At 38.7% G+C, this 26,319-nt stretch carries 29 protein-coding genes; 10 read left to right on the top strand and 19 right to left on the bottom strand.

The window, feature by feature from the left end; genetic code table 11:
• Nucleotides 1-6 precede the first annotated feature (6 nt).
• The 3 genes from LEP1GSC199_RS17375 (at nucleotide 7) to LEP1GSC199_RS17365 (ending at nucleotide 2,888) form a co-directional block, all read left to right on the top strand.
• Nucleotides 7-1,272 (top strand): hypothetical protein, encoded by a 1,266-nt coding sequence (locus tag LEP1GSC199_RS17375; protein ID WP_002988489.1) that lies wholly within the window; start codon nucleotides 7-9, stop codon nucleotides 1,270-1,272.
• Nucleotides 1,262-2,146 (top strand): VanW family protein, encoded by an 885-nt coding sequence (locus LEP1GSC199_RS17370; RefSeq protein WP_002988712.1) that lies wholly within the window; start codon nucleotides 1,262-1,264, stop codon nucleotides 2,144-2,146. Before LEP1GSC199_RS17375 ends, LEP1GSC199_RS17370 begins: the two co-directional genes overlap by 11 nt.
• 64 nt (nucleotides 2,147-2,210) lie before the next feature.
• Nucleotides 2,211-2,888 carry a M15 family metallopeptidase gene (locus tag LEP1GSC199_RS17365; RefSeq protein WP_002988618.1) on the top strand — a complete coding sequence of 226 codons (678 nt, stop codon included), beginning with the start codon at nucleotides 2,211-2,213 and terminating at the stop codon, nucleotides 2,886-2,888.
• Between the two features lie 8 nt (nucleotides 2,889-2,896).
• On the opposite strand, the gene LEP1GSC199_RS17360 is transcribed toward LEP1GSC199_RS17365, so the two are convergent.
• The 5 genes from LEP1GSC199_RS17360 to LEP1GSC199_RS17340 all read right to left on the bottom strand — a co-directional run bounded on the left by LEP1GSC199_RS17360 (nucleotide 2,897) and on the right by LEP1GSC199_RS17340 (nucleotide 5,662).
• Entirely contained in the window at nucleotides 2,897-3,103 is a 207-nt protein-coding gene (locus LEP1GSC199_RS17360) for a type II toxin-antitoxin system HicB family antitoxin (RefSeq protein ID WP_002988520.1), read from the bottom strand.
• Nucleotides 3,104-3,408: 305 nt separating this feature from the next.
• Nucleotides 3,409-3,834, bottom strand: a complete 426-nt coding sequence (locus LEP1GSC199_RS17355) for a PH domain-containing protein (protein WP_002988749.1) — start codon at nucleotides 3,832-3,834, stop codon at nucleotides 3,409-3,411.
• Nucleotides 3,835-3,909: 75 nt separating this feature from the next.
• On the bottom strand, nucleotides 3,910-4,329 hold the full coding sequence (locus tag LEP1GSC199_RS17350) for a MaoC/PaaZ C-terminal domain-containing protein (RefSeq protein WP_002988549.1): 420 nt from the start codon (nucleotides 4,327-4,329) through the stop codon (nucleotides 3,910-3,912).
• Nucleotides 4,330-4,344: 15 nt separating this feature from the next.
• Entirely contained in the window at nucleotides 4,345-4,782 is a 438-nt protein-coding gene (locus LEP1GSC199_RS17345) for an FAS1-like dehydratase domain-containing protein (protein WP_002988441.1), read from the bottom strand.
• A 13-nt stretch (nucleotides 4,783-4,795) separates the two neighbouring features.
• Nucleotides 4,796-5,662, bottom strand: a complete 867-nt coding sequence (locus LEP1GSC199_RS17340; protein ID WP_039927279.1) for an alpha/beta hydrolase — start codon at nucleotides 5,660-5,662, stop codon at nucleotides 4,796-4,798.
• Nucleotides 5,663-5,673: 11 nt separating this feature from the next.
• On the opposite strand from LEP1GSC199_RS17340, the gene LEP1GSC199_RS17335 reads away from it, so the two are divergent.
• Together LEP1GSC199_RS17335 and LEP1GSC199_RS17330 are read left to right on the top strand one after the other, a co-directional pair.
• Complete coding sequence (locus LEP1GSC199_RS17335; RefSeq protein ID WP_039927307.1) at nucleotides 5,674-8,082, top strand: sulfatase; 2,409 nt, start codon at nucleotides 5,674-5,676, stop codon at nucleotides 8,080-8,082.
• Between the two features lie 48 nt (nucleotides 8,083-8,130).
• Nucleotides 8,131-9,399: a lysophospholipid acyltransferase family protein gene (locus tag LEP1GSC199_RS17330; protein ID WP_002988570.1), complete on the top strand. Its 1,269-nt coding sequence runs from the start codon at nucleotides 8,131-8,133 to the stop codon at nucleotides 9,397-9,399.
• Nucleotides 9,400-9,402: 3 nt separating this feature from the next.
• Here LEP1GSC199_RS17330 and LEP1GSC199_RS17325 read toward each other — a convergent pair whose 3' ends face one another.
• Entirely contained in the window at nucleotides 9,403-10,875 is a 1,473-nt protein-coding gene (locus tag LEP1GSC199_RS17325) for an OmpA family protein (RefSeq protein WP_002988423.1), read from the bottom strand.
• On the opposite strand from LEP1GSC199_RS17325, the gene LEP1GSC199_RS17320 reads away from it, so the two are divergent.
• Complete coding sequence (locus LEP1GSC199_RS17320) at nucleotides 10,874-11,785, top strand: phosphate ABC transporter substrate-binding protein (protein ID WP_002988376.1); 912 nt, start codon at nucleotides 10,874-10,876, stop codon at nucleotides 11,783-11,785. The two genes, LEP1GSC199_RS17325 and LEP1GSC199_RS17320, sit on opposite strands and share 2 nt — an antisense overlap.
• An 82-nt stretch (nucleotides 11,786-11,867) precedes the next feature.
• On the opposite strand, the gene LEP1GSC199_RS17315 is transcribed toward LEP1GSC199_RS17320, so the two are convergent.
• The 4 genes from LEP1GSC199_RS17315 to LEP1GSC199_RS17300 all read right to left on the bottom strand — a co-directional run bounded on the left by LEP1GSC199_RS17315 (nucleotide 11,868) and on the right by LEP1GSC199_RS17300 (nucleotide 15,354).
• A complete protein-coding gene (locus LEP1GSC199_RS17315; protein ID WP_002988671.1) occupies nucleotides 11,868-13,385 on the bottom strand; it encodes an NHL repeat-containing protein in 1,518 nt (505 codons plus the stop codon).
• 305 nt (nucleotides 13,386-13,690) lie between these two features.
• Nucleotides 13,691-14,203: a hypoxanthine phosphoribosyltransferase gene (gene hpt / locus LEP1GSC199_RS17310; protein WP_002988709.1), complete on the bottom strand. Its 513-nt coding sequence runs from the start codon at nucleotides 14,201-14,203 to the stop codon at nucleotides 13,691-13,693.
• Complete coding sequence (locus LEP1GSC199_RS17305; protein ID WP_002988525.1) at nucleotides 14,200-14,712, bottom strand: SixA phosphatase family protein; 513 nt, start codon at nucleotides 14,710-14,712, stop codon at nucleotides 14,200-14,202. The genes hpt and LEP1GSC199_RS17305 overlap by 4 nt, the downstream gene beginning before the upstream one ends.
• A 45-nt stretch (nucleotides 14,713-14,757) precedes the next feature.
• Nucleotides 14,758-15,354 (bottom strand): response regulator transcription factor, encoded by a 597-nt coding sequence (locus tag LEP1GSC199_RS17300; protein ID WP_039927304.1) that lies wholly within the window; start codon nucleotides 15,352-15,354, stop codon nucleotides 14,758-14,760.
• A 6-nt stretch (nucleotides 15,355-15,360) separates the two neighbouring features.
• Here LEP1GSC199_RS17300 and LEP1GSC199_RS17295 point away from each other — a divergent pair, with 6 nt between their 5' ends.
• Entirely contained in the window at nucleotides 15,361-17,793 is a 2,433-nt protein-coding gene (locus LEP1GSC199_RS17295) for a hybrid sensor histidine kinase/response regulator (RefSeq protein WP_002988465.1), read from the top strand.
• Here the strand turns inward: LEP1GSC199_RS17295 and LEP1GSC199_RS17290 are convergent.
• From LEP1GSC199_RS17290 to LEP1GSC199_RS17275, 4 genes are all read right to left on the bottom strand, one after another.
• Nucleotides 17,785-18,357, bottom strand: a complete 573-nt coding sequence (locus LEP1GSC199_RS17290) for a DUF1569 domain-containing protein (RefSeq protein ID WP_002988468.1) — start codon at nucleotides 18,355-18,357, stop codon at nucleotides 17,785-17,787. The genes LEP1GSC199_RS17295 and LEP1GSC199_RS17290 overlap by 9 nt on opposite strands.
• Nucleotides 18,358-18,369: 12 nt before the next feature.
• Nucleotides 18,370-19,089, bottom strand: a complete 720-nt coding sequence (locus LEP1GSC199_RS17285) for a TerC family protein (protein WP_198288799.1) — start codon at nucleotides 19,087-19,089, stop codon at nucleotides 18,370-18,372.
• Between the two features lie 75 nt (nucleotides 19,090-19,164).
• Complete coding sequence (locus LEP1GSC199_RS17280) at nucleotides 19,165-20,604, bottom strand: hypothetical protein (protein WP_002988548.1); 1,440 nt, start codon at nucleotides 20,602-20,604, stop codon at nucleotides 19,165-19,167.
• Nucleotides 20,605-20,621: 17 nt separating this feature from the next.
• Nucleotides 20,622-21,560: an RluA family pseudouridine synthase gene (locus tag LEP1GSC199_RS17275; protein WP_002988651.1), complete on the bottom strand. Its 939-nt coding sequence runs from the start codon at nucleotides 21,558-21,560 to the stop codon at nucleotides 20,622-20,624.
• A 56-nt stretch (nucleotides 21,561-21,616) separates the two neighbouring features.
• On the opposite strand from LEP1GSC199_RS17275, the gene loa22 reads away from it, so the two are divergent.
• The 3 genes from loa22 (at nucleotide 21,617) to LEP1GSC199_RS17255 (ending at nucleotide 23,200) form a co-directional block, all read left to right on the top strand.
• A complete protein-coding gene (gene loa22 / locus LEP1GSC199_RS17270; RefSeq protein ID WP_198288798.1) occupies nucleotides 21,617-22,186 on the top strand; it encodes an OmpA family outer membrane lipoprotein Loa22 in 570 nt (189 codons plus the stop codon).
• A gap of 316 nt (nucleotides 22,187-22,502) precedes the next feature.
• Nucleotides 22,503-22,793 carry a DUF1801 domain-containing protein gene (locus LEP1GSC199_RS17260; protein WP_332307944.1) on the top strand — a complete coding sequence of 97 codons (291 nt, stop codon included), beginning with the start codon at nucleotides 22,503-22,505 and terminating at the stop codon, nucleotides 22,791-22,793.
• A 56-nt stretch (nucleotides 22,794-22,849) separates the two neighbouring features.
• Nucleotides 22,850-23,200 (top strand): DUF3147 family protein, encoded by a 351-nt coding sequence (locus LEP1GSC199_RS17255; RefSeq protein WP_039927272.1) that lies wholly within the window; start codon nucleotides 22,850-22,852, stop codon nucleotides 23,198-23,200.
• Nucleotides 23,201-23,240: 40 nt separating this feature from the next.
• Here LEP1GSC199_RS17255 and LEP1GSC199_RS17250 read toward each other — a convergent pair whose 3' ends face one another.
• The 5 genes from LEP1GSC199_RS17250 to LEP1GSC199_RS17230 all read right to left on the bottom strand — a co-directional run bounded on the left by LEP1GSC199_RS17250 (nucleotide 23,241) and on the right by LEP1GSC199_RS17230 (nucleotide 26,314).
• Nucleotides 23,241-23,837, bottom strand: a complete 597-nt coding sequence (locus tag LEP1GSC199_RS17250) for a class I SAM-dependent methyltransferase (protein ID WP_002988722.1) — start codon at nucleotides 23,835-23,837, stop codon at nucleotides 23,241-23,243.
• Between the two features lie 102 nt (nucleotides 23,838-23,939).
• Nucleotides 23,940-24,506, bottom strand: a complete 567-nt coding sequence (locus LEP1GSC199_RS17245) for a dihydrofolate reductase family protein (protein ID WP_002988717.1) — start codon at nucleotides 24,504-24,506, stop codon at nucleotides 23,940-23,942.
• 49 nt (nucleotides 24,507-24,555) lie between these two features.
• On the bottom strand, nucleotides 24,556-24,948 hold the full coding sequence (locus LEP1GSC199_RS17240) for a phosphorylase family protein (RefSeq protein ID WP_002988500.1): 393 nt from the start codon (nucleotides 24,946-24,948) through the stop codon (nucleotides 24,556-24,558).
• Between the two features lie 80 nt (nucleotides 24,949-25,028).
• Entirely contained in the window at nucleotides 25,029-25,358 is a 330-nt protein-coding gene (locus LEP1GSC199_RS17235; protein ID WP_157356648.1) for an integrase core domain-containing protein, read from the bottom strand.
• 641 nt (nucleotides 25,359-25,999) lie between these two features.
• Nucleotides 26,000-26,314: a hypothetical protein gene (locus tag LEP1GSC199_RS17230; RefSeq protein ID WP_002975869.1), complete on the bottom strand. Its 315-nt coding sequence runs from the start codon at nucleotides 26,312-26,314 to the stop codon at nucleotides 26,000-26,002.
• Nucleotides 26,315-26,319: the final 5 nt, after the last annotated feature.

The following is a 26,319-nucleotide window of genomic DNA, read 5'->3' as shown; positions in this document are numbered from 1 at the left end:
CCTCCTTTGTTCGGAAAGGATATTTATTGGTATGGCGTTCAAGCAATTTCCCTATTAGAAACGGGGAAATTGCATTCGCCAGATTCTTCTCCCGTTTTTCATATTGTTGCCCTTTTTCTAAAGATTTTTGGCATCCAAGACTATTCGTTATTATTATTTCAAATTTTAACTTTCGTTTGGTTACTTTTTTCCATTTTTCTCTCTCGTTGGATTCTTTTGCAAAGAGAATTAAAATATAGTTTTCTTTTTCCCGGTTTTGTTATTTTGTTACTCGGATTTTTGTATCCAAAACAAAGTTGGGCTTTGGGATTTTTAGTTCTAAGTATTGGTTTTTATACTTCTTCGTTTTCCCGAATTCGGTGGGTGGCCGCTGGACTTTTGTTTTTATTGGCACTTTGGTTTCATCCCATGGTGGGAATTTTAGGACTCGGCATCTGGATTCTCTATCAAATTCCTATAAAGTTTTATCCTTATATTTTTATCCTTTCCCTCCTGCTGCCACTTCTACTTCCCAATGATCCCAATGAAAGGTTCTACAGTGAAAGAGAAATATTCCCACTAACGGCCGCTTATGGAATTGTTGGTTTAGGGATTCTCTGGGACTGGGGATATTTACTATTTGGGAAGAGCGAAGAAAAGGTCCTCCAAATTCGTAAGGCAATCGCATTTTTTGGTTTGATACTGGTGTTGCCGATCTTTCATTTTGCAGACATTCAGCTACGCATCCTTTTGAGTTTGATCCTCGTTGTACAGGTTTTTATCCCTTGGGGTAAAATACAAATTTTAGTTTGGAGTATTAGTAGTATTCTTTGGATTTTTACTGTTTATACAGAACCCCATCTCTTTCGGTATTCTTATGAATTGATGTGGAATCCTGCAGAAAAAATGGCTTCTATCTCTAACAATGGTTTGCTTGTAGCTCACCATGGATTTTGTGAATACTATCATTTCCAATTTCGTAAAGATTGCCTCTCTTGGGAACCAGATGCAAAAGCCATTGCTGAACTACCAAAGGGGACTCAAATCTATCGTGCTGTTTATGGAATTCGTTATGAAAATTTGTTAGCAAGTAAGGATGAAAATAACAATCCTATATTTTCTTATCTCAAACCGTTGGGAGAATACCAAATGGTATTAGAAGAGGATTGGAAACGTTACCGTTTGTGGTTAGAGAAACGAAATTCAAAACTGCTATCATTGGCCAAGTCCTGGAAAAATCCTTACCGCGAACGCCCCAACTTTATAAAGAGAAAACAAAGCTATGGGATTTAGTTTCAAAAAAAAATCGATCCTGGGTATGAACCGAAGAACAATGCGTGGAAATCTACGTTTGTTTCTCGGAAAAATCTATTTCCAATGGAAACGTTACTGGGTTTGGTTTCTCGAAAGAAATACTTTTGCTGTTACCAGAATTCCGTTGCAGGAGATGACTTTTACCTTTCCCATTTCTATTTTCAAACATTCATCGCCCATCTATCGCAAACTAAAAGATGTGCCCATGTATCTCCAAGAGAACAAAAAGGTAAACTTAGAAATCGCCATTTCTAAGTTAGATGGAACTGTTTTATATCCAAACCAAGTGTTTTCGTTTTGGTATCTCGTGGGCAAACCAACAAAACGGAAAGGGTATTTGCCTGGAATGCAACTGCGGAATGGCGGGTTTGTGGAACGCACTGGAGGTGGACTTTGCCAAATGGCAAACCTCATCTATTGGATGACACTACACTCTCCCTTAGAGGTGAAGGAAAGATGGCGGCATAGTTTTGATATTTTTCCTGATTCCGGAAGAACCCTTCCCTTTGGATCAGGTGCCACTTTGTCCTACAACTACATTGACTTACAAATTAAAAATACAACCAAACAACCGTTTGTTTTGCATCTTTGGATTGAAGATGGATTTCTAAAAGGGGAATGGCGCTCAGATGTAGAAATTCCTTTTTTCTACCAAGTTTACGAATCCTACCACGGGTTTCATGCGGAACCTTGGGGGGGATATACCAGAAGGAATACCATCCGCAGAAAAAAAATTTTAAAAATCACAAAGGAAATTTTGGAAGACCAACTCGTGACAGAGAATATAGCTTGGATGATGTACGAACCACTCCTAGAATCGAAAGAACCTAAATCCGATCCTACAAATTCTTAATGGGATTTAGGTTCATTTATAAATTGTAATGCGAATTATCAAAACATAAAAAAAGGAGAATTATATGAAACTAGTTACAATCGCAATTTTGTTAACAATTCCTTTTATTTCTTTGATATCCCAAAACAAGGAAAACAAACTCATTGTTTTGGATCGCTTGGCTTATGAAGACTCTGTAAAAAAAATCCCGAGCAAAGAACTGATTAACTTAGGAAAGAAAATTCCAAACATTGTTTTGGATATCAAATATGCTACTCCAAACAACTTTACCAAACAAGTGATCTACAAAGAAGCCAAAGCATTTGCACGAAAGCCGGTGGCGGAAGCTTTGGACTCGGCACAAAAAGAATTTTTGAAACATGGATACTCGATCAAAGTTTTTGATGCCTACAGGCCTTATACCGCTACTGTAAAATTTTTTGAAATCATTGGAGATACAAGGTATGTGGCTTCTCCCAAAACGGGATCTCGGCATAACAAAGGTTGTGCGATAGACCTAACTTTGATGGATTTAAAAACAAAAAAAGAACTTTCTATGCCAACAGAATATGACTCCTTTCGGAAAGAGGCATGGGCAGAGGCACCGGTAAGTGACTCGGAAATTCTAAAAAACCGAACGATATTAATTCAAGTGTTGACGAACCATGGATTTCGAGTGAACAAAACGGAGTGGTGGCATTTTGATTTTGTTGGTTGTGCGGGTTTTGAAGTTTTGGACATTCCCTTTGAGGAATTGGAGTAGGCGAAAGATTATACCTCGATCCAGATCACGTCGGTTTTAGAATCCGGTGTTGGTAACCCATCTTCTTCGTAACCTTGCAGATGCAATTGGATTGCTTCTTGGATGAAGGTCTCCACTTCTTTGACAGAATCACCGACTGTAAATACACCAGGTAAGTCAGGTACATGGGCCGAGAAACCAGTATTAGTTTTTACAATCTCAACCGTATATTTCATTCTGCTTCACTCCTTACCCTCGCTTGTTTAAAGATACTTTTTTCTGTCTTAATATCAACTTCTCATCCAAGGCCATGATTTGGAACCGTAACCATTCCCGCGCCAGCGATAGAAGCGGAAATCCGAAGGATTGCAGCGAATAGCGCGGTCGTTATAGTTTAATATTTTGATCTATAGTAAAATTCGAGGCGCCCCACCTACATGGAGCCAACTAAAGGATTGTTTTGGGAATGGAGTAGTTTAGTGATTTAATTCATGGTGTAATATTCGCATTTAGTTTGTTATGCGAGTGAAATCTTCAGATTTTATAAAAAATCTTTCAAATAAGGAAGGAAAAAACTGTAATCTTTCCTACCGATTTGTAACATCCGAATGGTGTTGTCTGGTGTAACAAATTGAATTTGGCCAAAAAACCAACCGAGTTTGGTTGTGATTTTTTTAATATTGGAAAATTCTAATGGGATGTGTTGGTGGCTGGATCGCATTATGGGATTTTGAACCAAATGAAATCTTTTGTTGGTGAGTAAAACGAGCCATTTTCCTGGGCTCAATTTCTCTTTGGATCCCTCTAGTAAACCTATGCAATACCCTTGGATGATTTCGTCTTCTTCGATTATGTGGTGGAGGATTTTAAACTCAGGTACATACAAAAATAAAATATCAATGTTTATGTTCGGATGATTGGAAAGTAAATCTTTGATTTGCGAAACGATGGTTTCTTCGGATGGCATAGTCTGTTCCTTGTTTGGTGGATTTCTCCCTTCAAATGATGGAACGTTCTCATTCAAAGGGAGAGGGTGTAAAATTTATACTGCGTTGACGACTAAATCTCCACCGGCTTTTACTTCACCAGCTTCGTTTTTAGCTTCTACAAGAACAGTTACCGTTTTTTTCCCATCTTTTTCAAATTTCTTTTTGATGGTTCCAACGATAGTTAGTTTTTCGCCAAGTTTTGTCATGGCTTTGAAAGTCACACCAAAATAAGCGATGTCTTTTTGGTCAGCCCAAGAAGTACAAAGTCTTCCTACTTGTGCCATAACATACATACCGTGAGAGATAGTTCCATCGAGGCCTGCTTTTCTTGCAAAATCAGGATCGTTGTGGATGGGGTTAAAATCTCCAGATGCTCCCGCATAACGAACTAAATTTGCATGTTCGATGACCGGGATGTCTAGTGGAGGAAGAGTTTGACCAACTTCTACTTTATCAAATTCGATTTTTGCCATTGTTAGCCTCCTGTATTAATCCTTACGAATGAAGATCGCCATCTCAGCGGAGAGGATTGGATCATTTTTTTCATCATAGATGGTCGTTCTGAAAGTTACGATTTCTGCTCTTCCGGATTTTACATCGGCAATCTCTGATTGTGCGTACACTTTGCCCGGATACAGAATTTTGTGATACGTATACTCTTCTTTTAAGTGAAGGATTTTGGAAAGGTCGATACCGAGTTCGGCCATATCGTTCCAAATCTTTGGGTATCCCCAAAACATAATGACTGTAGGGAAAGTAGGGGGAGCAGGAACATCTGAATATCCCGCTTTCTTTGCTTCTTCTACATCAAAATAGATTGGGTTTTTTTCGTTGATGGCGAGGCAGAATTCTTTGATCTTTCCTCGTTCCACTGTGAAATCAAAACGATCTAGTTTTTTTCCAACTATATCCTTTGTTATTGCCATTGGCATTGTCTCCTTAGTGTTTATCGATCCAAGATACTAATTCTTTTAAGACGAGAGTTCTGTCTTTAGGAAGTTCGTTCATGGTCTCGTGGTATAATCCGTCAAAAATCTTTATCGTTTTGTCTTTCGATGCAACTCGTTCGAATGCATCAATGGTTCCTTGATGGAGGGCAATTTGGTCTTCCTTTCCATGGAACATATAAATTGGTACAGTGATTTTGGTTGCGGCTTCGAGTCCTAAGTTGTAGCAGTTAAGTAAAAAATCTCCTAGGTAAGCAGAAATATTTCCGTGAACCAAAGGATCTTTTACATAAGCTTCCACCACAGACTTGTCATGCGAAATCATGTTTACATCAAGGCCTGCAGGAATGGTGAGTGAAGGAAGTAAACTCGCCAAAAACCCTCCGGCTGCTTTTTTTACATTCATAACTAAGTCGGTTTGGACTTTGATAGGAAGGGCACTACAAATATAAGCGTCCAAATCGTTTTGGTAGTTGTCGGTTGCAGTGTACAAAAAGGTGATCACAGCACCCATAGAGTGACCGAGTAAGGTAACTTTCTTAACACCTTCATTGCGTTTGGCGATGTCGATGAGTTCTTTTAAGTCGGCAAAAAAATCAGATACGTGATTTACGACACCACGACGTCCATCGGACTTACCATGGCCTCTAGCATCGATTAGGTACACAGCAAAGTTTTTGTCGGCTAACGCTTCCAATAAATGTGTGTAACGGCCTCCGTGTTCCCCAAATCCATGGTGGACAACGAGTACACGTTTAACGCCAGACTTAGGTCGGTAGATTTGGTAATAAATCGATCCGCCGTCTTTATTTTGAAAGGTAGACTCCTCACGGGAGTAGGCTTGTTCCCAGATACTCATAGATGTCAAACATGGACGATGGAAACCTAAAAAGAAAGAACTTTTCCTGTTCGTCGGAAACCTGTTTTCCAAACTGGTTCCAAATGCGAGCGACTGTTCCTTTCGCCCTATCGATCTGTTTTTGTCTCTTAAGCTGTTTGAACAAATCGGAAAGACGTTTCCCCGTGGACTTGGTTTTGGAGTTACGAAATGCCAAATCCAAAATTTCGATTTCCAAAGATTTGCTTCCCTACCATTGGAAAAAAAATCCCGGTCGCCAAAGTGGCCTTCCTCTTTCTCGCAAATGGGAAAATACTCAAGTTACATTCAATACAGATAAAAAAATCTTTTTAAACCATTCTCTGGACTCACTTTTTTTTCCCCCGGGTCAGGAGTATGAATTCAAAATTCCCCCAGGCCAATATGAATTTTCTACACTTGTCGGATTGTTAGGTGGAACAGAATTCCAATCCCAAGTTTCAGGAAGTTTTAAAATCTATTCAGGTGAGAATTTGCTTCGGGAATGGAACCTTGCCGGCTCGGTGAAGGAAAGGTGGACTGCCAAAAAAGAGATTTTGGAAATCGGAGAATTTGGGCCCCTTCGGTTAGTTTGGGAGAGTCAGGATAGTTATCTTTTTGTAGGCGAACCTTTGTTATATCCAAAAGAACTAATATCATCGTTTGCCAGTTCTCGGAAACCAAAGTCCGTGATTCTCATTGTGATTGATTCCGCTAGGAAAGATTTTTTTGGTTCTTACGGGTATCCTTATTCTGTGACACCGGTAATGGACCAAATGGCAAAGGAATCTATTTTCTTTGAAAATCCCTTCGCTAATGGAAATTGGACAAAACCATCCATGATGTCTTTTTTTCATTCCGAATATTCGTCTAACCTTGGTTTGGGGAATTCTTGGTTTTCGACAAAACCTTACCAAAGAAAAGTATACTATGGAAAAAAAAGAGACAACTTAGCCAAAACGTTTCGCGAAGCTGGCTATTTTTCCAAGACGATTATGAATAATGTTTTCTTTTTGGATTATACAACTGTGGGTTTGGATTTAGGATTTCATAATTCTTTTCAAGTGGGAATGGACATTGTAGATACAGAAGTTCTCACAAACCACGCAATCCAATTTGTAAATGAATCCAAAGACAAACCTTATTTTTTACATTTTAATTTGAATACTCCTCACGCTTCCTATTCCCCACCGCCAGAGGATTTGGCCGCTGTTCGTTCCTTGGTTCCAACTGAAGTTTTTTACCGGTATGAATCTCCCGTGCAGCGTTACTTAGGTGAGATGCATTATACCGACAGAGAAATTGGTCGGCTTGTGGCGGCTCTGAAAAAACAAGGAACCTATGACGAAACTTTGATCATTGTGACCGGTGACCACGGCGAACTTTTTAGTTCTCATCACGATTATAGTTATCATTTCATTATGCAAACTCGGTTTGGACATGGGGAAACCCATTATGATGAAGAAATAGCTGTGCCGTATTTTATTAAACTTCCTAAGTCCATCCAAGAAAGTTTAGGATCCGATTTGTCAAAAAATGCAGGTAGTGGCGGGCAGATTCGCATTCCTGGCCAGTCATCGTTGTTATCTCTCGCACCAACCATTCTCGGCTTTTTAGATTTATTGCCAAAAGAGTCCACCTACCGAGGTATCGATTATTCTTCGTGCATTCGCACAACGGATGTTTGTCCCAAGGAAAGTTTTATTTATACAGAAGGAAGGATGTCGGAATCGGTTCGGACAGAAAATTACAAATACATCCGCAGATACCCTGGTTTTACGACAGTTAGGCGAACTGCAGCGGGAGAACCCCATACCATGGCCGAAGAATTGTATGACCTAAAAAAAGACCCAGAAGAAAAAAACAATTTAAGCCCTGTGCCAGAAGGAGAAAGGCTTTTACAAATCGCAAGGGCCGACTTCCGACGGGAAAATTTTTTAAGACGAAATCATTTACGAATTTTGATTCCACCTTGTTCGGAAGCCCTTTGCCGAGACTTCCTTTCCTTAAATGTCCAAGGATCGATTTATGATTGGGAGGTTTCTGACTCCATCCAACTCAGCTCTGGTTCTGCAAAAACTGTCTCTTTACAAAAAGAATCTAAGGCAACAAATGCCACTCTTGGGGAAGAGGTAATACTCAAAACAGTCAATCCAGAACTGGGTGCCTTTTTTAGTTTTTCACGAAATGGAAAAACGATTCCTGTTCGTTTTGGTAGGTATGGGTTGGAATTCCAAAGGTCCATCACCAACTTAGAAGACTTAATTGTTTCGGAAAGACAACCCGAAGGATTTCCATCCTCTGCCCTTCCGTGGGTCTATAATGATGGCGCCTTCAGTGGAACCAGGGAATCCGAAGTACAACGGGAGATGGGTAAAGAAGTGAAAAAAATATTAGAAACCTGGGGATACATCCACGAATAATTGCTCGTATTGGCAATGGGGTTCGTCTTACTCTAACAAGATAATTGTATGAAAGATCCTTTTATTTCTCCTCGGTTTGAATTTCCCATTGCATTGGGATTGGATATCGGTTTTCCCATTCTTTCCAAACTTCTCTTCAATATCGATGGAGTGGAGATCGCAAAAGAAGACGAACTTCGCTTAAAAGAAATCAAAAACAAAAGGGTCCTGTATTTATCCAACCAACCGAGTGATTTGGAACCCATCATTGCTTATTATGTAGCAAGTAAAATTGGAACAAGATTTCATTTTATGGCCTCTCGTAGTATTTTTAATTGGGGATTTGGTTTGGTGGGTGAAGTAATCAAACGAGTTGGTGCTTTTTCTGTGATCACAGGAAGGTTAAATCGCAATGCGATCAAAACCGCAAAACAGATATTAGCCGAAAAAGATGGCAAATTAGTCATGTATCCAGAAGGAATGGTGTCTGGAGAAAATGATAATTTAGTATCGTTTATGCCTGGAGTGGCGCAAGTGTCTTTCTGGGGATTGGAAGCCGCTTTGGAAAAAGATCCTAATGCAGAGTTATGGATTCAACCCAGTTTCGTGAAATATAAAATTTCAGGATCAAGGGATTCGATCCTTGCTGAAATTGAAACTTCTCTTTCTCGGATTGAACGTAAACTCAAACTTTATCCCGGTGGACGAACACTCCTGCGAAGATTTCTCACTGTTGGTCGAGTGATGTTAGAAGAAACCGAATTTGAATTGGGTATTCCCAGATCAGAAACGGAAGGCAAAGATTTCGATTATCGTTTAGGAAGGGCAAGGCACACAGCTCTGAATTTGACTGCTTCCATTCTCCATGTGAAGTTTCATGAATCCGACAATGCCATTCAAAAACTAAGGCTCCTCTTTAGGGCCTTGGAAAGTTTGGAAGCAGGTTCTCCCCTTTCCTCTACTCCAAAAAACTTGAGCGACCAAAATATTCGCAGAGCCAAACAATTGGTGGATACTGCTTATGCATTTATCATTACCAAACCAAAGAACTTAATCCAATGGCCGTCTGCGGAACGTTTGATGGAATGGATTTGCAGTTTTGAAAAACATGTTTTTGGAAAAACAGAAGTTAGAGCAAGAAAAGCTCATGTGGTTTTGGCCCCAGCTTTTTCTGCGGCACCTTATTATAAACTCTATAAGTCCAACAAAAAAGAAGCCATCCAGAGTCTCCTCACTGAAATGCGTAAAGAAATGGAAGTCCTATTGGAACGTGGAAAAAAAGAAAGTGAACCGATTGTTCCTCCCTATTCTGTGGGTTTGGATTTACAAATCGGTTAGTTGTTAATCCAAAACTAAAGTAATTTCCACCCGACGGTTTTTGTGTCGGTTTTCTTCACTATCATTCGGAACAATCGGCGCATCATCGCCATATCCTTTAAAGGATATGTGTTTTTCATCCATTTTGTAATTATCAACTAATGAGTGCAATACGGCTTTAGCTCTCTCTTCCGATAGTTTTTTGTTGTATTCTTTTTTTCCAATATTATCCGTATGACCAGAAACTCGAATTTCCCTGTCAGGATATTTTTTTAGGATTTCAGCGATTTTTGCCACTGCGGTTTCGGCATCGGTTTTGAGTTTGCTATCATTAAAATCAAAAAGGATAGAATCCAAAGAAAATACAATTCCATCCTCGGAAGTGCGAACGGAGATAGGAAGTTTTTCAGGAACAGAATTTTTTTCCGGGATAGGAACTTCTCCCGTATCAGTGATTCGTCCTAAATTTTCTTTGTTCGATTCTTTTTCATGGATTGGATCTTTCTTTGGATCATCTAACTTAGATCGAATTGGATTTCCTGTATAACCAACAATTAAATCTTCGAGGATATCTTCACGAATCGATTCTTTGTCTTTGGCATTGACTTGGTTACGAAAGAAATAAATTCCTTTGATATGGAAGTTGGCTTCTTGCACCGTTCCATTCGGATAAATAAAGGTATAAGATAGTTTTACTTCTTTGAACTCGGGAACACCTTTTGTTGCATTAAAAAAAACAGTACCTGAAGCAAACCCAAAGATTTTATAAGGTACATTTGGTACCATCTTTTCATTTTCTGGTTTGTTATAAAAAATGGGATAGGTATAAGTAATTTTTTCACAATTTCCTTTATAATTTCCTTCGGACCAAGGGGCTGTGCCTTGGAAGGTATATTCGGGAACCACTTTCACACGAATGCGTTCTGCATTAAAATCAAAGGATTCTTCTGCCGGTAGTTTCCATACATCGGAAACAGAAACCGCTTCCTCTGGAAAACTGGGAAAACTGCGAAGGTTTGGCATTATGAATTCGTTTGGAACTTCATACCTTCCATTGCGAAAAAGTGTAAAATCAGAGACAAACTCTTTGTCCTTCCAAAAAGGGCCGGATGTTTTTCCATACCGAATGTATGTATCAAAAAAAGCGTTCACCAAACAAGAGTCAGATGAACATTTTTTAGGTTTCATCACAACTCGGTTTTTGTCTTCCCTTTCGACAGTTTTGGCGCCGACCCGGAAAAAAACATCATGGTATTCATTTAATTCCAATACCTGGTTTTCTTTCCATTTCCACTGGAAGGTGGTTTTTCCCGGGGGAACTGGGGTAGAACCAACAAGGGGAAGAAATGTTACAAAACAAAGTATTAACAATCGGTGGCGAGTCATCACAAAACAAAGATCGGGGATTTTTTTGAAAAACTGATAGGGGAAATGGAAAAAACTAGCGGTTTTTGCGATTGACGAAGGATGGATTTTGGGCTTTACCTGAATAACCATGAAAAACCTTTCTCTGCTTTTTTACATTTTGATTACAATCAACTTTGTCGCTTGTAAGGACAAACAAACCCTGAAAGTGGCAGGTTCTGAAACCATGAACAGTATGATGCGATACTTAGGAACCGAATACGAAAAGGTAAATTCCAATGTTCGTGTAACAGTCGAAGGTGGTGGATCTGAATCAGGAATTGACAGGTTACGAAAAGGCGAAATTGATATGGCAGTTTCTTCTCGCGACTTAAACCAGGCAGAATTTGATGACCTTCGCAAAACCGGTAACTTAGAAAAAGTAAGATTGGCTTACGATGGAGTTGCTCTTGTTGTCAATACCAAGAACACAGTATCCAAACTGAACTTGGCCCAAACTTCTGATGTTTTCTCAGGTAAAATTAAAAACTGGAAGGAAGTGGGAGGAGTTGATGCTCCTATTGCAATTGTGATTCGTAATGATAAATCGGGAACTCAAGACTACTTTCAAAATCACATCCTCAAACGAAAGGATTTGGGTTTGAATGAGTTTAACCAATACAAAACCAATGTTTTTTCACCAGATGCAAAAATTGTAAAAGACAATGCTGAGATGTCAAAATTCATCCAAGGAAATCCAAATAGCATTGGTTATATGGGAATGGGCTCTGCACTTGTAGAAAACAAAGACAAACTAAAAGCCCTCGATTATGCCAGAACCAATAAAGATCCTTATGTGTCTCCTTCAGTCAGAAATGTTTATGATAGAAAATACAGATTGGCTCGGGAACTCTTTATGATTTATAAAACTGACCAAGGTGATAAAATTGATGCCTTTGTAACTTTTCTTACCAGCGAACAAGGGCAGGTGGCAGTGTTACAATCGGGATATTTAAGAGCTTCTCTTCCCGAAGTAGAAGTTTCTGCGGAGCCGGTGAAATAGTAGTTTCGGTAATTTGATTTAATATTACGAAGAGCTAGCTACCTTTTAAATCCTGGTAGGGATCCTTCTTCGTTGGTGTCGCTTAGTAAACTAACACTCTGTTATTCGATCGGTCAGCTACATAAAGTTGGCCGAGTTTGTTGAAAAAAATTCCCGTAGGTGAGTAGAGGCTTTTGGGACCAACGGCTGAACCTGCACAACTTCCGCTATTATTGTTCACGGAACAATTCAGATCATTAAACTGACCAAATACACCTACAGCCGCTATCCCTTCCGTTTGTGTAGTCCTTGGATACATCACCACACGGTTGTTACCCGTATCAGCTACATATAAGTTTTCACTTTGGTCTAAAGCTACCCCAGTGGGACCAGAAAGCCCTGTCGCACCAGGCCCCCCAGCGTTCGTGATAAAGTCCGGTTGGCCATAAACTCGAGTTGCAGTTGTGGATCCAGAAGGAAAATAAAGGACACGACTATTGCCGTTATCAGCCACATACAAACCGCCTTCCGAATCCAGGACCATTCCATTGGGACTACTCAGTTTTATATTGGAAAGCCCAGAAGTACTAGAGGTGAAACTAGGTTGTCCATAAACGCGGGTAGCAGTAGTGGAACCTGATGGAAAATAAAGGATGCGGTGGTAGGCAGATTCTGCAATATACACACCTCCATCGGAAGCAGAAGTCACGGCAATGGGAGTGCTTAAGGTAGTGGCACTTGCAGCTCCTGCAGTGGCAGTAGTAAAGCTCAGTTGGCCATAAACTGTTGCCGGTAAGTTTGAGTTTTGGGGAAAATGCAAAACACGATTGTTTGTCATATCAACTGCATACAATTCGTCCTCTTGATCCAATCCTAACCCTCGAACATCACGTAAGGAATTCGCACTAACAGTATTCCCAAAACAGGTACCGCTGGAATCAACATTCGGTAAGTCACAATTATAGTATCCAAATTGTCCATACACTCGTGTCGATACCGTTGAGTTTGGTGGATAATATTGGACTCGGTGGATTCCTGAAATATAAACTCCTCCTGAAGAATCAGAAACCACTCCATAGGGAGAACTTAGACTTTTATTGTTAGGTGATCCAGAGGCACAGGATCCAACGTTATATGCGGAATTACAAGTAAAAGAACCGAATTGTCCATAGACCATTGTTGCAGTTGTATCCACAACTTGGAGTGTGATTGTATACACTGCATACCCAGGGTTACTTCTTGTGATGGTAAGAGTCGCATTTTCAGTGGCAGCAGAAGTTGTCCCTTTGATTTCTCCTGAGAAGGTATCGAAAGTGAGCCCCACAGGCAAAACACCTTGGATCGAATAACTAGAATTAGATTTATATTTGGGTATGATGGAAACGGGAAAGTTTAAATACAACCGATAACTCGAAAATTTATATTCAAACGGAGGAACGTTGACTAAATTATATCCACAGTATTTTGACTCAGCAGTTGTCGCCGATTGGAATAATAAAGAGGTCAGATAGGAATCTGATTTTGGATCACAGTGGTTGGCCAGAGATTCCGGTTTGCAAGAGATCGATAGAAAAACAGGAAACAGTAAAAATAAAATTTGGATTTTGGATGGGGTTTTCATTGGAATGGGTTTTTTTTAAAATAAAATCGAACAAGATTGTATCTATTATTTATTATATAATGCTTAACTATTCCTAAATTTAAAAATAATTTATCAACAAGAAATTGGATTTGGATTCGTTAAGGCAAAATACACTATGAAAGAAATGGAATGTAACGGTTTTATGACCAATAAGATGATCTGTGTTTTCCTTCTAAGGATCATTGTTTCGGGAAATCCTTAAATGAAAATTCAAAGACCACCTTCGATACTTGCTGATACGATTCGTTGGGGGAAAAAAACTTGTAACCTGTTTTTTTAAACTTTCAGTCCGTCACTTCCAGTTTTGCCACATAAGGCAAGTTACGATACTGGCCTTTGTAGTCTAAACCGTAACCTACTAAAAATTCATCTTCGATAATGAAACCTGGATAATGAACAGGTATATGGGGATTTGCTTTGTTTTGTTTCCAAAAGAGTGCCGCCACTTTTAAGTCTTTGGGATTTTGTTTCCCCACTTCTTCTAAAAGATATTCCAAAGTTTTTCCTGTATCTACGATATCTTCCACAAGCAGAACCGATTTGTTTTGAATCGATTTTTTTAGTTCTTTGGTGATTTTTAAATTTCCAGAAGTAGTTGTGTCTCCATAGGAAGAGGCAGCCATAAAATCCACTTCATGAGGGATGGCAATGCTACGACAAAGATCTGCTGTGAAGATAAATCCTCCGTTCAAGATCCCGACCACAACTAAGTCTTTGCTTAAAAAATCCCGAGAAATCTCTCGTGCCAATTCTTCAACGCGGTGGTGGATTCGTTCTTCTGAATATAATGGTTTCATTCTTTGCCTATTTGCCCAGGGATCCAGAATACTGCCAATTGGCAACTTCCCCAACTAAGATTTTTCCACGATTCCTCAGAAAAACTCAAGCCGAGAAATGAGGCCGTAGGAAATTTCTGAAAGCGGGAAACCTCTGTTTCCCCAAAGAGGAGGGAACTTCCTAAATCTTCTAACCCAGGATTGTGGCCCACAAGGCAGACCGAACGAATGCTTGGCGAAAGCCCCTGCAATAAAAAGAGGAGATCTTCTTTGTCCGAGTCATATATGGCCTCACGCAAGTCAGGTTTTGGGAAACGAAGGATTTCTTTGCGGAGTGCAGCGTAGGTTTTTTGCGTCCTCTCGGCAGGTGAGACCAAACATTGGTCAAATTCAAAACGGCTTTCTTTTAAGTAATCGCGTAGGGCTTTGGATTGTTCTTTCCCACGACGAGAGAGAGACCGTTCCAAATCAGAATCATAGGGTTCATCCCATTCTGATTTGGCATGGCGCAGTAAATAAATTTGTTTCATACGATTAGTTTAGTCGAAACAAAGGGATGGGAAATCACGAAATGACTATTTTTGTATTTCTTTTTCGTATTTGGAAATGAGTTCGTTGTTATTTTTGCAAGAGAATTTGGTCCTCATTTGATTGAGGTGGTATTCCACTGTTTTTCTCGACTTTTGGATCCTGTCCGCCACTTCGTTTTGAGAAAGTCCCTGCACGAGTAAGTTTAGAATCTCCATTTGGAAAGCCGAGAAAGGAAGTTGTACTTTGCTCACACCTTCTGAAACAAAAGACCCACCTTTCATCACAAGTTCAATGACTTCTGGAAGTTTGGAGATAGGATCTGACTTTAACATATACCCATCGGCCTTAGCTTTCAGAGCATCTTCCACATAAACTCGACTGCCATGCAAAGAAAAGATAATGACTTTTGTTGGTTGGTGTTTTTCTTTAATCTCACGCAAAACATCGATACCATTACGATCTGGTAAGTCGATGTCCAAAACCAAAAGATCAATGGGACTAGATTCTAAAAAATGAAACAAATCGGCAGCCGTTCGAAATTCTCCGGCAAGAGAAAAGAAAGGATTGGATTTCAGGATAGATATGATTCCTTCAGTGACAACGGAATGATCTTCTAAGATGGCAATTTTAACGGATTCCACAGCCTTATGATTCTCAGAGTATTCTTCACATCCATCCAAAAATCTTTTTCAGGCTTACTTATTTTTTGTAGTTATCCCTTAATTTTGATCTTAATCCTTCTTGGCACCACCTCCTGCCGGTTTGATGCCTATCCAACCTTACTGGCAAAAGATGGTGTTCTTGATGCGAGGACGGCTGACTTTTCAGGGGAAACCATAAACTTCACTGGGAAATGGGAATTTTATTGGAATGAATTTTTAGATCCCAAAGCAGAATCTCCCGAAAACAAATCTTATCTAAAAGTGGGTGTACCTTGGTTTTCTCAGGAAAATGAAGATGGAGAAGTTTATCCAAGTTTTGGATTTGCTTCCTACCGCCTAACAATTCTTTTGCCAGATCCACCTGTGGAGAACCAGACTTTTGCTCTTTTTGTCCCTGTACTCCATAGTGCCTATAAAATGTATGTGAATGGTGAGTTGGTTGCTGAAAATGGAGTCATCTCAAAAACAGAAAAGAACTATCGGCCCTCTTTTCATGTAAAAATCATCCCTCTCAAAACTGTTTCCCAAAAGTTAGATTTGGTCATCCATATATCTAACTTCTCACATAAGTATGCTGGTATCCAAGGAATCATTCGATTCGGAAAGTTACAAAACATCATCAATGTTTGGAACGTAAATTTTGCAGTTTCTTGGATCCTCATGATCTTTATGTTACTACTTTCCATCTATCATGCGTTAGTTTATTTTATCAATCGGTCGGAACGAAATGCACTGCGAATGGCATTCGTCTATTTAGGAATTTTAATTTTAACTTCTACTCTCATCGAAACAAGAATTCTATACAATTTATTTTCAGATGAATATTGTGTTACCTTGTTTCGACTCTCTCGAATCGGATTTGTATTGGTAATGTATTTTGGTGCTTATATTCTTCTCAATATGACTCAACTACGTTTCTTCAAACGTATGTTAATTTTTTTAAAACTATATGCACTTACATTTCTACTTGTCGCTATTTTGACACCAGTCTCTCATCTTGCGGATATATCTTTTTATTTTGAGATTCTTTCAGGTGCATTTGTATTTTTGGGGCTCCTTTCTGTATCACTTGCATTATACTTTCAAAGAAAGGAAAGTAGGTTGTATTTTTTCAGTTTGCTTTTGGCAATTATCGGTGGGGCGATTGATTTGTTTTTGATTGCCAATCCAACTTTTGGATATAGGCCTTTGGGTCTTGTATCTTTATATTTATTTATTTTTCCGCAGACTTTAGGTGTTACTTTAGGACTTGTTCGTGTTTACAAACGGTCCGAATCTTTATCAAAGGAATTGTACAAAAGAAAAGAAGCACTAGAAAAAAAAGTCAAAGCGCGTACATTGGAATTAGAAAATGCCAACCGTTGGAAGGCAAACTTTGTATCTCTTATTTCGCATGACTTACGTTCGCCGCTAAACAGTGTGAATCAAATTTTAGATGTTATCGATTTTAGTTTTAGTGAAACGACCGAGGAAGAAAAAAAGAAGTTTTTAGAAATTTGTAAAACAGGTGTTACCCAATCCTTACGAATGTTAGAGCAGTTACTTGATGTGAGTCGATTTGATGCTTTTGGTGCAAAACTCATTCAAACTCGCTTTTCAGTTAACGAACTACTGAACGAAATCATAGAATCAGTAGAACCACTTGCGACACTCAAAGGAATTCGAATCCAAAAGGATACATCCATCCAAGCGGAAATCATTGCCGACCGAACTTTGATTGGAGAAGTGTTTAAAAATATTTTAACTAACTCAATCAAATATTCTTATCTCAATTCTGAGGTATGGATAGGTGTTTCTTACAAAGGAAAATGGCTTTCAGTGGAAATTCGCGACCGTGGTTTAGGAATGAGCGAAGAACAAATTCATAAATTAACCGGGGAAGAAAATATCAAAAGTATGCCGGGAACAGCTGGAGAAAGAGGAACGGGGCTTGGTTTACAACTCTGTACAAATATCCTCGAAGCTCATTTTGGAAAGTTGCGAATCAAATCTGTGCTTGGGGTTGGTTCTTCCTTTGAAATTTCTCTATCGAAGAGTACTAAGTCCGTACTCCTTGTGGATGATTCTGGTAACTTTAGATCGGACCTTGCTGAAGTTATGCGAAGAAATCAGTGGATTGTGATTGAAGCCGGAAACGGGGAAGAAGCACTGTCCCATCTATCCAGAATTACACCATCGCTGATTATTACCGATTTACAGATGCCCGGAATGAATGGGATTTCTTTGATCCATGAATGGGAAGGTCGTCGTCACCAAGACCAAAAAATTCCAATCATCCTGATTAGTTCGGATGCGCCTCTTTCCGGAGGTGATAAATTTTTGGAAGAAGAAGGACTAGAAACTATCGTTTCTGCTTATTTTTCAAAAATGTATAAGGCAGAAGACCTCTGCCAACAAATAGAATCTATTTTAAGTTAACACTCGTTCCATGTGATTTTTGATATGAAGACTATGTGCTACTTCGTATTCTTCTTTGGTGAGATCACCATAAGCAAAATGAGGTCTTAGAGAAGACTCTTTTGCTTTAGAAAAATCATCGATGGCTTGGATCAGTCTTTTAATTCCCACTTTTAATTCGGTAACATTCGCAATGTCTTCAGCACCAGGAATGGGTTCTTCCAGTCCGTGATTCATTTTGTTTTTGAATGCAAAAATGGAAAAGGCAACTTTGCCAACAGAACCTCGAAAGAGAGAGGACTTTATTTCTGGATACCCTTTCAATGAATACTCTATACTTTGCGCACAGTGGGCAAATACCTTACCTGGACTCCAGTTACCTGAAAGTTTAAATTCCCTCGGGTCAGATTGTAATTGGATAAGTAAGACACGGAAGTCAGAAAGATCATCGGCTTCTAACCAAGGAGATTCTGTAACGGTTGTTTGGGGAATTGTTTCTTCTTCCGATACGGATTCGCTGAATAAGGGAAGTTGGAGTACAGTATACAACAAAGCAGATCGTTTGATAAATTCTTTTCGTTTCATTAGAATTCTCCTTTAATGCCTTTTTTCTGGATTGGAACGGAGTTTCATATTTAAGAATTCAACCATCACAGAAAAACACATCGCAAAGTAAATGTATCCTTTTGGTATGTGTAATTCTAATCCTTCTCCAAGAAGTGCCACACCAATCAAAATTAAAAAACTAAGTGCTAAAATTTTAATGGTTGGGTGTTTGTCTACGAAGTCGGAAATACTCCCACTGGATAACAACATAAATCCTACAGACAAAACGACGGCTGTAATCATCACACCTAATTGGTCAGTCATACCCACTGCTGTAATGACCGAATCCAAAGAGAATACAATGTCCAAAATCATAATCTGGATGATAATTTTGGTAAAGGAAACTCTTTTGCCGGTGTCTTCACCTAACTCAGATTCTCCTTCCAATTTGTGATGGATCTCTGTGGTTGACTTTGCGATGAGAAAAAGTCCTCCCAAAATCAGTATGATATCACGGCCACTGATGGAATGGTTTAGGATCGTAAAAATGGGAGCTGTGAGTTTCATAATCAAAGAAAGGGAAAATAATAAAAGGATACGAGTAAACATGGCTAACATCAGTCCAATTTGGCGCGCAGACTTTTGTTTGGTTTTGGGCAGCCGAGAAGATAAGATGGAGATAAAGATAATGTTGTCAATGCCTAGGACAATTTCCAAAGCAGTTAAGGTAAACAGGGCAAGCCATACCGATGGGTCGGAGAGAATTTCTATCATACGTGTCCTAAAGTCTTAAAAATAAAAAAGGAATCAATCCAAATCCTAAACTTTGGTTTACAAAGCTTGAGACTACCGTCGGTAAAAATACCAACCTTCACATTCACCCGCAAAATGAACTCCCTTCCAGAGACTTAGATTTTCTTTGGATTCTGTGATTCCCCAAGAAAAGTTTTCAAAAGATTTCTCTCCCAGTCCTTTGTCCCAAGTTTTGTTAGAGATCCAGGGATAATACACGGCTTCTTTTGTGAAGGGAACCAAAGTCCAATCTCTATCGGAAAAAACATAGATGTATTTGATCGGCCAATAGGTCGCAGCACCAGGAATTTTTTCATCAAACTTGGAAAGACATTCTAATTTATGAGTCCGTTTGGTTTCGCCTTCCTTGATTGCATTTGCCAAAAAGGGATATCTTTCATTATAAAAGAATACAAGCCCAATAAACAAAACTAAGGCGGTGACAGATCGAATGAACGGAATCATTGCCACCAACCTGAAGATAAGATAAAAAACACAGAATGGCAAAAAATATAAATAACGAAAGTTAAGTTCTATTTGAAAAATAAAAAGAGCCACCACGGTTAGAATGGGAGATAAAAGAAAGACAAAATCTATGAATCCTTTTTTCCATTCGAAACGAAGAAACAAAATTAGAACGTAAATACCGAATAGAACAAAATACCAATAAAACCAATCAGCGAATACGGGGTGTTTGGTGATTGATTCCACAAGTGCAGAAATCCAAGAACTTGGATCTTTCAAAATCCAAATTGTGGCTGAGTGGATTCGTTCCACTGTGGGCAAGTCTTTGGAGGTTATGATTCCGATCCCTAAATGGCGTAAACCCAGTTGCCAAACCTTTCCCAAACCAAAACCCAAAAGAACTAAACCAATGGGATAGATGGACTTCTTACCTAAACGAATTACTGCATATACCAAGAGGAAGGGGGCAATGTTTACAAAGAACCAATACTCAGAAATCCAAATGAGAGAAATCACAAACAAAAACTTTAAACCTTGGCTTCGATTTTGCGGATCCCAGCGGTGGATGGCATAGAGAGTGTAGGCTGCAAAGAAAAAGATCATTGCGTGGAAGGCGGGTAAAAAAAACTGTCCGAAGTCGTTCGGCCAAATTCCTGCGAGAGCCAAAAATCCCAAAGAAAACAAATACGATTTGGTGTTTTTGATCCCTAAGGCCTTGGCCAAATAATAAGGCATCACAAAAGATAAAAATCCAAAGGCCCAATGAAAGGAATACACTGATTTCAAAATAGGATAAAACAGGATCGCAAGTCCAATTTCTGGAAATAAATAGGAACAGGGGGGAAGATTCCAACCTCGAATCCCCGCCCATCCTCCCATCCAAAAATCTTTGGCAAAAAGATAGGGATACAAAACATCACTATCCGTTCCCACACCCAAATGGTTTTCATAAGTGGCATCATAAAACAAATGAAAGGTGCCAAAAAGAACCAAAAGGATTAGGATTGGTTTTATGTTTCGGAATTTCATTACAAAATTGAATTAGATTAGTAACTAGGACATTTTCGTTCGAAGGTTTTGAATCTCTCAGGAAAATCCAACTCCACTAAGATCCGTTTGTCGGCAATGAAGGGATGAGGAAACTCTAGTCGTTTGGCAAAAAGAAGGAGTCCATATTGAGTATAATCTTTTGCGGACCGAGAGTACAAACTGTCCCCCACAACAGGGCAACCCAACTTCGCCATATGAACACGGATTTGGTGGGTACGACCCGTTTCTAGTCCAAGTTTCATCAGACTAAATTTACGACCCGTTTGTGTTTGCACAATTTTTTCGGTTTTGTAATGAGTGATGGCCATTCGTCCATCTTCCCGCACACACATCTTCACTCGTTCTACGGGATGGCGACCAATCGGTAAGTTGACAGTTCCTTCTCCTTCCACCGGGGCTTGGAGGACCCAAGCATAATAAGTTTTATCAACCAACCGGTCTTGGAAAAGTTTCGAAAGAGCCGCATGCGCGCGATCGGTTTTAGCAATGATAAGAACCCCTTCTGTGGGTTTGTCTAACCGGTGCACAATTCCTGGACGACGTTCACCACCTGTGGCTGATAGGTTTTGGAACTGGTGTAACAGTCCATTAACGAGTGAAGGTTGGTCATCGCCCGGTCCACTGTGACAAGCAATCCCTGCTTTTTTATGGATAACCATAAATTCTTCTTCGTCATAGAGGACAGGAATGTCCATAGGGATGGGTTCGAGCCGGGAAGGGGGTCTTGCAATCACATCCACGACATACTCTTCACCAAGAGTCACCTTATACCCGTTTTTAGAGGCGAGTTGTTCTTTGGTTTTGTTTGTCACAAATCCAGAATCAATCCACTTTTGAACGGTAGAACGGCTGAGATCGTCTCCGGCATTGTCTTTTAGAAAGACATCCAGGCGACTTTGGTCATAATCTTCGGAAACGGTTAGAAATATTTGCATTTTCGGTTGTTATCTAATGAAAAGAACTAAACTATGGAAACATTAAGGTAGGTCAACTGATGAAAAAAGGATTTTTTTTAAGCCTCATCCTCCTCGCAGGTCTTTCGCTTTCATTAACGAATTGTTCGTCTTCTGAAGAAAAAGAGACACCAAAAGAAACAACTTCCACAACAGGAACAACACCCACTGTTTCTTCCAGAGATCTCAATGCAGCTCTTTTGGACGAAATCAATGTAGCACTCAAAGACTACCGTTATCCAGACGGTGTTCGTCGCAGAGGTTTCAGCTACAAACAAGCGGACATCCAAGCAGAAGATTTCAAAACTTGGGCAAAAGACAATGTTTCTTACATCAAAGATGCTCTTGCAAAACTTCCTGAAGGTTATGCACTTGAAGTGACTGGTCACGCAGATGCTTCCGGACCAGAAGAAGCAGAAGGTGCTAAAAAAGGAAACGGATACTACTCACAAATTCGTTCTGACGCAGTCAAAGATGCTCTTGTAAAACAAGGTATCCCTGCTGACAGAATCGTTACGAAAGCTTCTGGATCCGCAAAACCAATTTCTGGTTTTGATGAAAAAGATGCGATCAACCGTCGAGTGACTTTCCAAGTTGTTTCTAAATAAGAAAGTACACTTTTAAACAAGAGATTTTTCTCTAAATGAAAACCCACCCCTTTGGTGGGTTTTTTTATACCCAATTAGGTTTTGTAAGTAATAGAGATTGATTGGCTTAAACGTTTGGGCGCCTCGGACTTGTTATGCGAATGTAAATTTTTGTCTGTACCGACCGCGCTTTTCGTTCCAATCCTTCGGATTTCCACTGCAATCGCTGGCGCATGAGTTGGAACTTGGAATCTATTTTTATCAACAAAATCAGGACTTAGTAAAATTTTTCTACTGCTTCCCTTCGGAAACCTGGTAAACTCACTTACCATGGCAAATACCATCGAAGAATATATCCAATCGTTACCAGAAGAATGGACTTGCCCTCTATCATATGGGAATTTATGCCGATCTAAAATTACTCAAGTGGTTCCAAACAGAATATCCAAAACACTGTAAAACCAAACTGGATATGGGGAAAAGTTGTATTCGTTTTAAAAAGAAAGAGGAGATTCCCTGGAATTTGATTGGAGAGTTAGCCAAAAAAATAAGTCCCAAGAATTGGATTGCACTTTATGAGAAAAATTTAAAAGAAACAAAATCGAATCAAAAGAATTCTCCAAAGTAGTAAATTTAGAAATAGATAAATAATTTAGGAACAAAACCAAAAATATTAATTCAATTATGTTATATCTCATTATAAAATATTTAGTCACGGCAGCACTTATTGTCATCATATCGGAAATCGCAAGAAGGAATGATCGTATGGGAAGTCTCATTGCTTCTCTTCCTTTGGTCACCATCCTCACTTTGTTCTGGTTAAAATTTGAAAATGCGAGTGCAGAAAAAATCTCCAACCATGCCTATTATACGTTTTGGTTTGTAATTCCGACCTTACCTATGTTTTTGTTGTTTCCAAAACTGAATGCGAATTATGGTTTCTGGGTTGCTATCTTAAGTAACATTGTTTTTACGATTGTTTTGTTTTATCTGTATCAGTTGGTTTTGAATCGATTGGGAATTCGATTGTTTTAGATTATATAGTCAAAGAACAAATTCAGTTTAGAAACTAAATTTATTTTTCTCCTGTTGCTAAAAACAGTGAAGCATCTTCATTCATAAAAATATTTTTACCATGGTGGAAGGTTCTTATCTCTATATTTTTGAACCCAACTTCGGTTAATAAGGATCTAATTTCAGTATTTGTAAATCCATTGTGGACTTTGGGGTGGTTTATCCTTTCGTTTTTATCAAAATCTACAATCATTAACTTTCCGTTAGGGTTTAAGATTTCATAAAAATAGTTTAGAATTCTTTTTGTATCAGGGATGTGCAGAAGGACAAGAGAAACAAGTATAAGATCAGCTTTTTTATTTTTTGTATTTTGCAGGAAGTTGGAATGGATCACTTCTGCATTGGTAATATTTGTTTTTTTGATTTTCTCTCTGACAAGATCCAACATTGGTTCAGAGGAATCGATAAAGACAATCCGACCGACTAAGGATACCAAACTAAAACCTACAAGTCCGGTGCCACAACCGTAATCAAATAAGGTTTTTGATTGGCTGTCCTTACATTCGTTTTGGATTGCACTAGTTATGACTTGGGCTAATTCTTTCCGTTCGGCTGTATCGTATTTATTGGCAATTTGGTCGAAAACATTTGGTTCCATATTGGTATTGTATTAGACGGCGATGGGGAACTTATAAGCATACTTTCCAAGTAAGAAAGTCCGGAAGCGAAGCCGGAAGTGCAAGTTTTGCATTCGAAGTTTCTAATCGATCGTTATGCTTTCAACTGTCGGCTTATAGTAAAGAATGATTGCTCCATTTTTAAAAACTTTTGTTTTAATAAGCTTAAGGTCTGTTTTAATGTTTAAGTTCTCAAATAATTGCAAACCGCTTTCTGCAATAACTGGGTGAATACAAAGCTGAAGTTCATCAATCAAATTAAGCTTTATTAACTGAATAATTAAACTCCGACTGCCTACAAAAATATCTTTGCCCGATTGTTTTTTTAGTTCTAAAATTATTTCTTCTAATGGTTTAGTCGAAAGTTTCGCACTATCCCACCCCGTCTCTTTCAATGTATTCGAAAAAACAATTTTTTGTATTTTGTCTATAGCTAAAGCAAAATCATCCATTGATTTTTCACCTGAAGGATTTTTTAGAAGCGATTGCCAAAATTGCATAAGTTGGTATGTAATTCTTCCGTATAGTATAACTTCAGCAGTATTGAGTAAGTCAGCATAATGATAATGTATTTCTTCATCAGGAATTCCGGCATTATGGTCGCAATTTCCATTAAGGGTCATATTGATTGCTGCAATTATTTTTTTCATAATTATTCCTTTAGTGAATTATTATCAAATTCATTCGGTAAAATTTATTCTAAAACAGATTTTTGGTGATTTCCAATGTTTTTTTCATAATAATATTTGAATTCTTTTCAAATAATTTTTGATTCTTATAAACGATACTTCCGTTTGAAGTAACAATATCTGAGATGCCTCTCAAAATAATTACTTGGATATTGTTTTTGTGACAGATCCTTGCAATAGAAGCTGACTCCCAATCGGCAGCTGAAGCATTATATGATTTAGAAAGCTTATTAATTTTGGAAGGATCTAAATCTTGATCTGCAGAGATGATATTCGACAGAACGATATCCTTAGGAAATTTAATAGAAGGGTCGATTTGAATTTCGGTTTTATAATTATCAATGGCAGATTGAGCGTTATCGATTTTTTCAATGATATCATAAACAAAAGTGGTTTTTGCCAAAACAACATCAAATAGTTTAACCCTTTTGTCAAAACTGTCTTAGTTCAGTGAAAAACAGAATTTTGGGATTCAAAATTAAGCTAAGCAACAAGCCTTATATTAGCCTTTACCGAGTATTGTTTTCTCTTCAATTTTGCTTCAAGTAGTTTTTCTTTTCTTTCTGCTAAAATCTTTTCCTTGCGACCATAAAACACATCCATAGGTGTTACGTAACCGATTGCAGAATGAAGTCTTAGCGAATTGTATTCTTCAATCCATTTACCAACTTCTTCTCTAATTTGTTCGAGTGAATACATTGGTATTTCACGGATTAACTCAGTCTTAATGGTTCCATGAAATCTTTCTAGTTTCCCGTTGGACTGAGGATGATTTACAGAAGTCCGAACATTATGGATAGAAAATTCTTTCAAAATTTGTTTGAATTCCTTAGTCAAGAATTGAGATCCATTGTCAGTTATAAGACGAACCGCTAGACTTATCGCCTCCAAGCCATTTGTCGCATGCGTCCCATAAAACTAACTGTGTATCAAGTGACTCCATTCGGTACTGATTGACCATGCAAGGACTGCACGTGAAAACCGTCTAACACTGATACAATAAACAAAACTCCTTTAAAATTGATATATGATATGTCCATATGCCAGTGTTCATGAATAGCTTTAGGTTGATCAAAACCTGTTTTCTTGATCTCCCAAGGGCTTTTGCCATCTGCGGTTTAAACCACAGTCCACCAGAATGCGATATACACTAGAAGGAGACATATATGCTATGTTTTCATCAATCATCATCCATGCCAAAAGAACATATCCTTTGAATGGATGATTTCGTTTGTAATCTTCAACTGCCTTTCGTTCCTCTGGTGTTATCCAATGCGATTTTGGAATTACTTTCTTTGGTGATTTGTTTTTACATTTTCTCCAAACAGTTAACTTGCCTGGATTTACATCTATTTTACTACACAGGTATTTGATGGGGAGACCTGACGCCTCTTTCAGCCGATCTAAGGTATTTACAATCTCATGCTTTAATGCAGTCGAAACATGTAATCCTGTCAGAGCTCCCCAGCTTCTTTTTTTAGGTCGATGATCTCCCCTGTGAGTTCGGCTATGATTCTGTTTTTCCTCTCCAGTTCCTTTTCATACTTTTCTATCAGTTTCTTGTTTTCATTGGATTCTTTTTGATTCGACCCAGCCAATGCTTCGCGTCCTGCTTCCAATACTATTTTTAACCAATTTTGCATCATGGTTGGATGAATCCGATATTCATCACAGGTGTCTACCAACTTTGATTTTAATAGGTGTTTTCGGATGATGCCTATCTTGTCATCCGCTTTGAACGTACGTCTTTCTCTTACTTGTTTTTCCATCTCTA

The organism is Leptospira vanthielii serovar Holland str. Waz Holland = ATCC 700522, assembly GCF_000332455.1.
GTDB lineage: Bacteria > Spirochaetota > Leptospiria > Leptospirales > Leptospiraceae > Leptospira_A > Leptospira_A vanthielii.
The sequence above is the reverse complement of the archived record's forward strand: the minus strand, read 5'-3'. Positions and strand labels throughout refer to the sequence as shown.

Bases quoted from the DNA above. Each gene is read 5' to 3' on its own strand.
- LEP1GSC199_RS17250 (WP_002988722.1), bottom strand. From the start codon at position 23,837: ATGGAACCAAATGTTTTCGACCAAATTGCCAATAAATACGATACAGCC.
- LEP1GSC199_RS17340 (WP_039927279.1), bottom strand. From the start codon at position 5,662: ATGAGTATCTGGGAACAAGCCTACTCCCGTGAGGAGTCTACCTTTCAA.
- LEP1GSC199_RS17365 (WP_002988618.1), top strand. From the start codon at position 2,211: ATGAAACTAGTTACAATCGCAATTTTGTTAACAATTCCTTTTATTTCT.
- LEP1GSC199_RS17230 (WP_002975869.1), bottom strand. From the start codon at position 26,314: ATGGAAAAACAAGTAAGAGAAAGACGTACGTTCAAAGCGGATGACAAG.
- LEP1GSC199_RS17275 (WP_002988651.1), bottom strand. From the start codon at position 21,560: ATGCAAATATTTCTAACCGTTTCCGAAGATTATGACCAAAGTCGCCTG.
- hpt (WP_002988709.1), bottom strand. From the start codon at position 14,203: ATGAAACCATTATATTCAGAAGAACGAATCCACCACCGCGTTGAAGAA.
- LEP1GSC199_RS17295 (WP_002988465.1), top strand. From the start codon at position 15,361: ATGATTCTCAGAGTATTCTTCACATCCATCCAAAAATCTTTTTCAGGC.
- LEP1GSC199_RS17335 (WP_039927307.1), top strand. From the start codon at position 5,674: ATGGACGATGGAAACCTAAAAAGAAAGAACTTTTCCTGTTCGTCGGAA.
- LEP1GSC199_RS17305 (WP_002988525.1), bottom strand. From the start codon at position 14,712: ATGAAACAAATTTATTTACTGCGCCATGCCAAATCAGAATGGGATGAA.
- LEP1GSC199_RS17370 (WP_002988712.1), top strand. From the start codon at position 1,262: ATGGGATTTAGTTTCAAAAAAAAATCGATCCTGGGTATGAACCGAAGA.
- LEP1GSC199_RS17360 (WP_002988520.1), bottom strand. From the start codon at position 3,103: ATGAAATATACGGTTGAGATTGTAAAAACTAATACTGGTTTCTCGGCC.
- LEP1GSC199_RS17330 (WP_002988570.1), top strand. From the start codon at position 8,131: ATGAAAGATCCTTTTATTTCTCCTCGGTTTGAATTTCCCATTGCATTG.
- LEP1GSC199_RS17355 (WP_002988749.1), bottom strand. From the start codon at position 3,834: ATGCCATCCGAAGAAACCATCGTTTCGCAAATCAAAGATTTACTTTCC.
- LEP1GSC199_RS17320 (WP_002988376.1), top strand. From the start codon at position 10,874: ATGAAAAACCTTTCTCTGCTTTTTTACATTTTGATTACAATCAACTTT.
- LEP1GSC199_RS17315 (WP_002988671.1), bottom strand. From the start codon at position 13,385: ATGAAAACCCCATCCAAAATCCAAATTTTATTTTTACTGTTTCCTGTT.
- LEP1GSC199_RS17245 (WP_002988717.1), bottom strand. From the start codon at position 24,506: ATGAAAAAAATAATTGCAGCAATCAATATGACCCTTAATGGAAATTGC.
- LEP1GSC199_RS17350 (WP_002988549.1), bottom strand. From the start codon at position 4,329: ATGGCAAAAATCGAATTTGATAAAGTAGAAGTTGGTCAAACTCTTCCT.
- LEP1GSC199_RS17280 (WP_002988548.1), bottom strand. From the start codon at position 20,604: ATGAAATTCCGAAACATAAAACCAATCCTAATCCTTTTGGTTCTTTTT.
- LEP1GSC199_RS17290 (WP_002988468.1), bottom strand. From the start codon at position 18,357: ATGAAACGAAAAGAATTTATCAAACGATCTGCTTTGTTGTATACTGTA.
- LEP1GSC199_RS17255 (WP_039927272.1), top strand. From the start codon at position 22,850: ATGTTATATCTCATTATAAAATATTTAGTCACGGCAGCACTTATTGTC.
- LEP1GSC199_RS17345 (WP_002988441.1), bottom strand. From the start codon at position 4,782: ATGGCAATAACAAAGGATATAGTTGGAAAAAAACTAGATCGTTTTGAT.
- LEP1GSC199_RS17325 (WP_002988423.1), bottom strand. From the start codon at position 10,875: ATGGTTATTCAGGTAAAGCCCAAAATCCATCCTTCGTCAATCGCAAAA.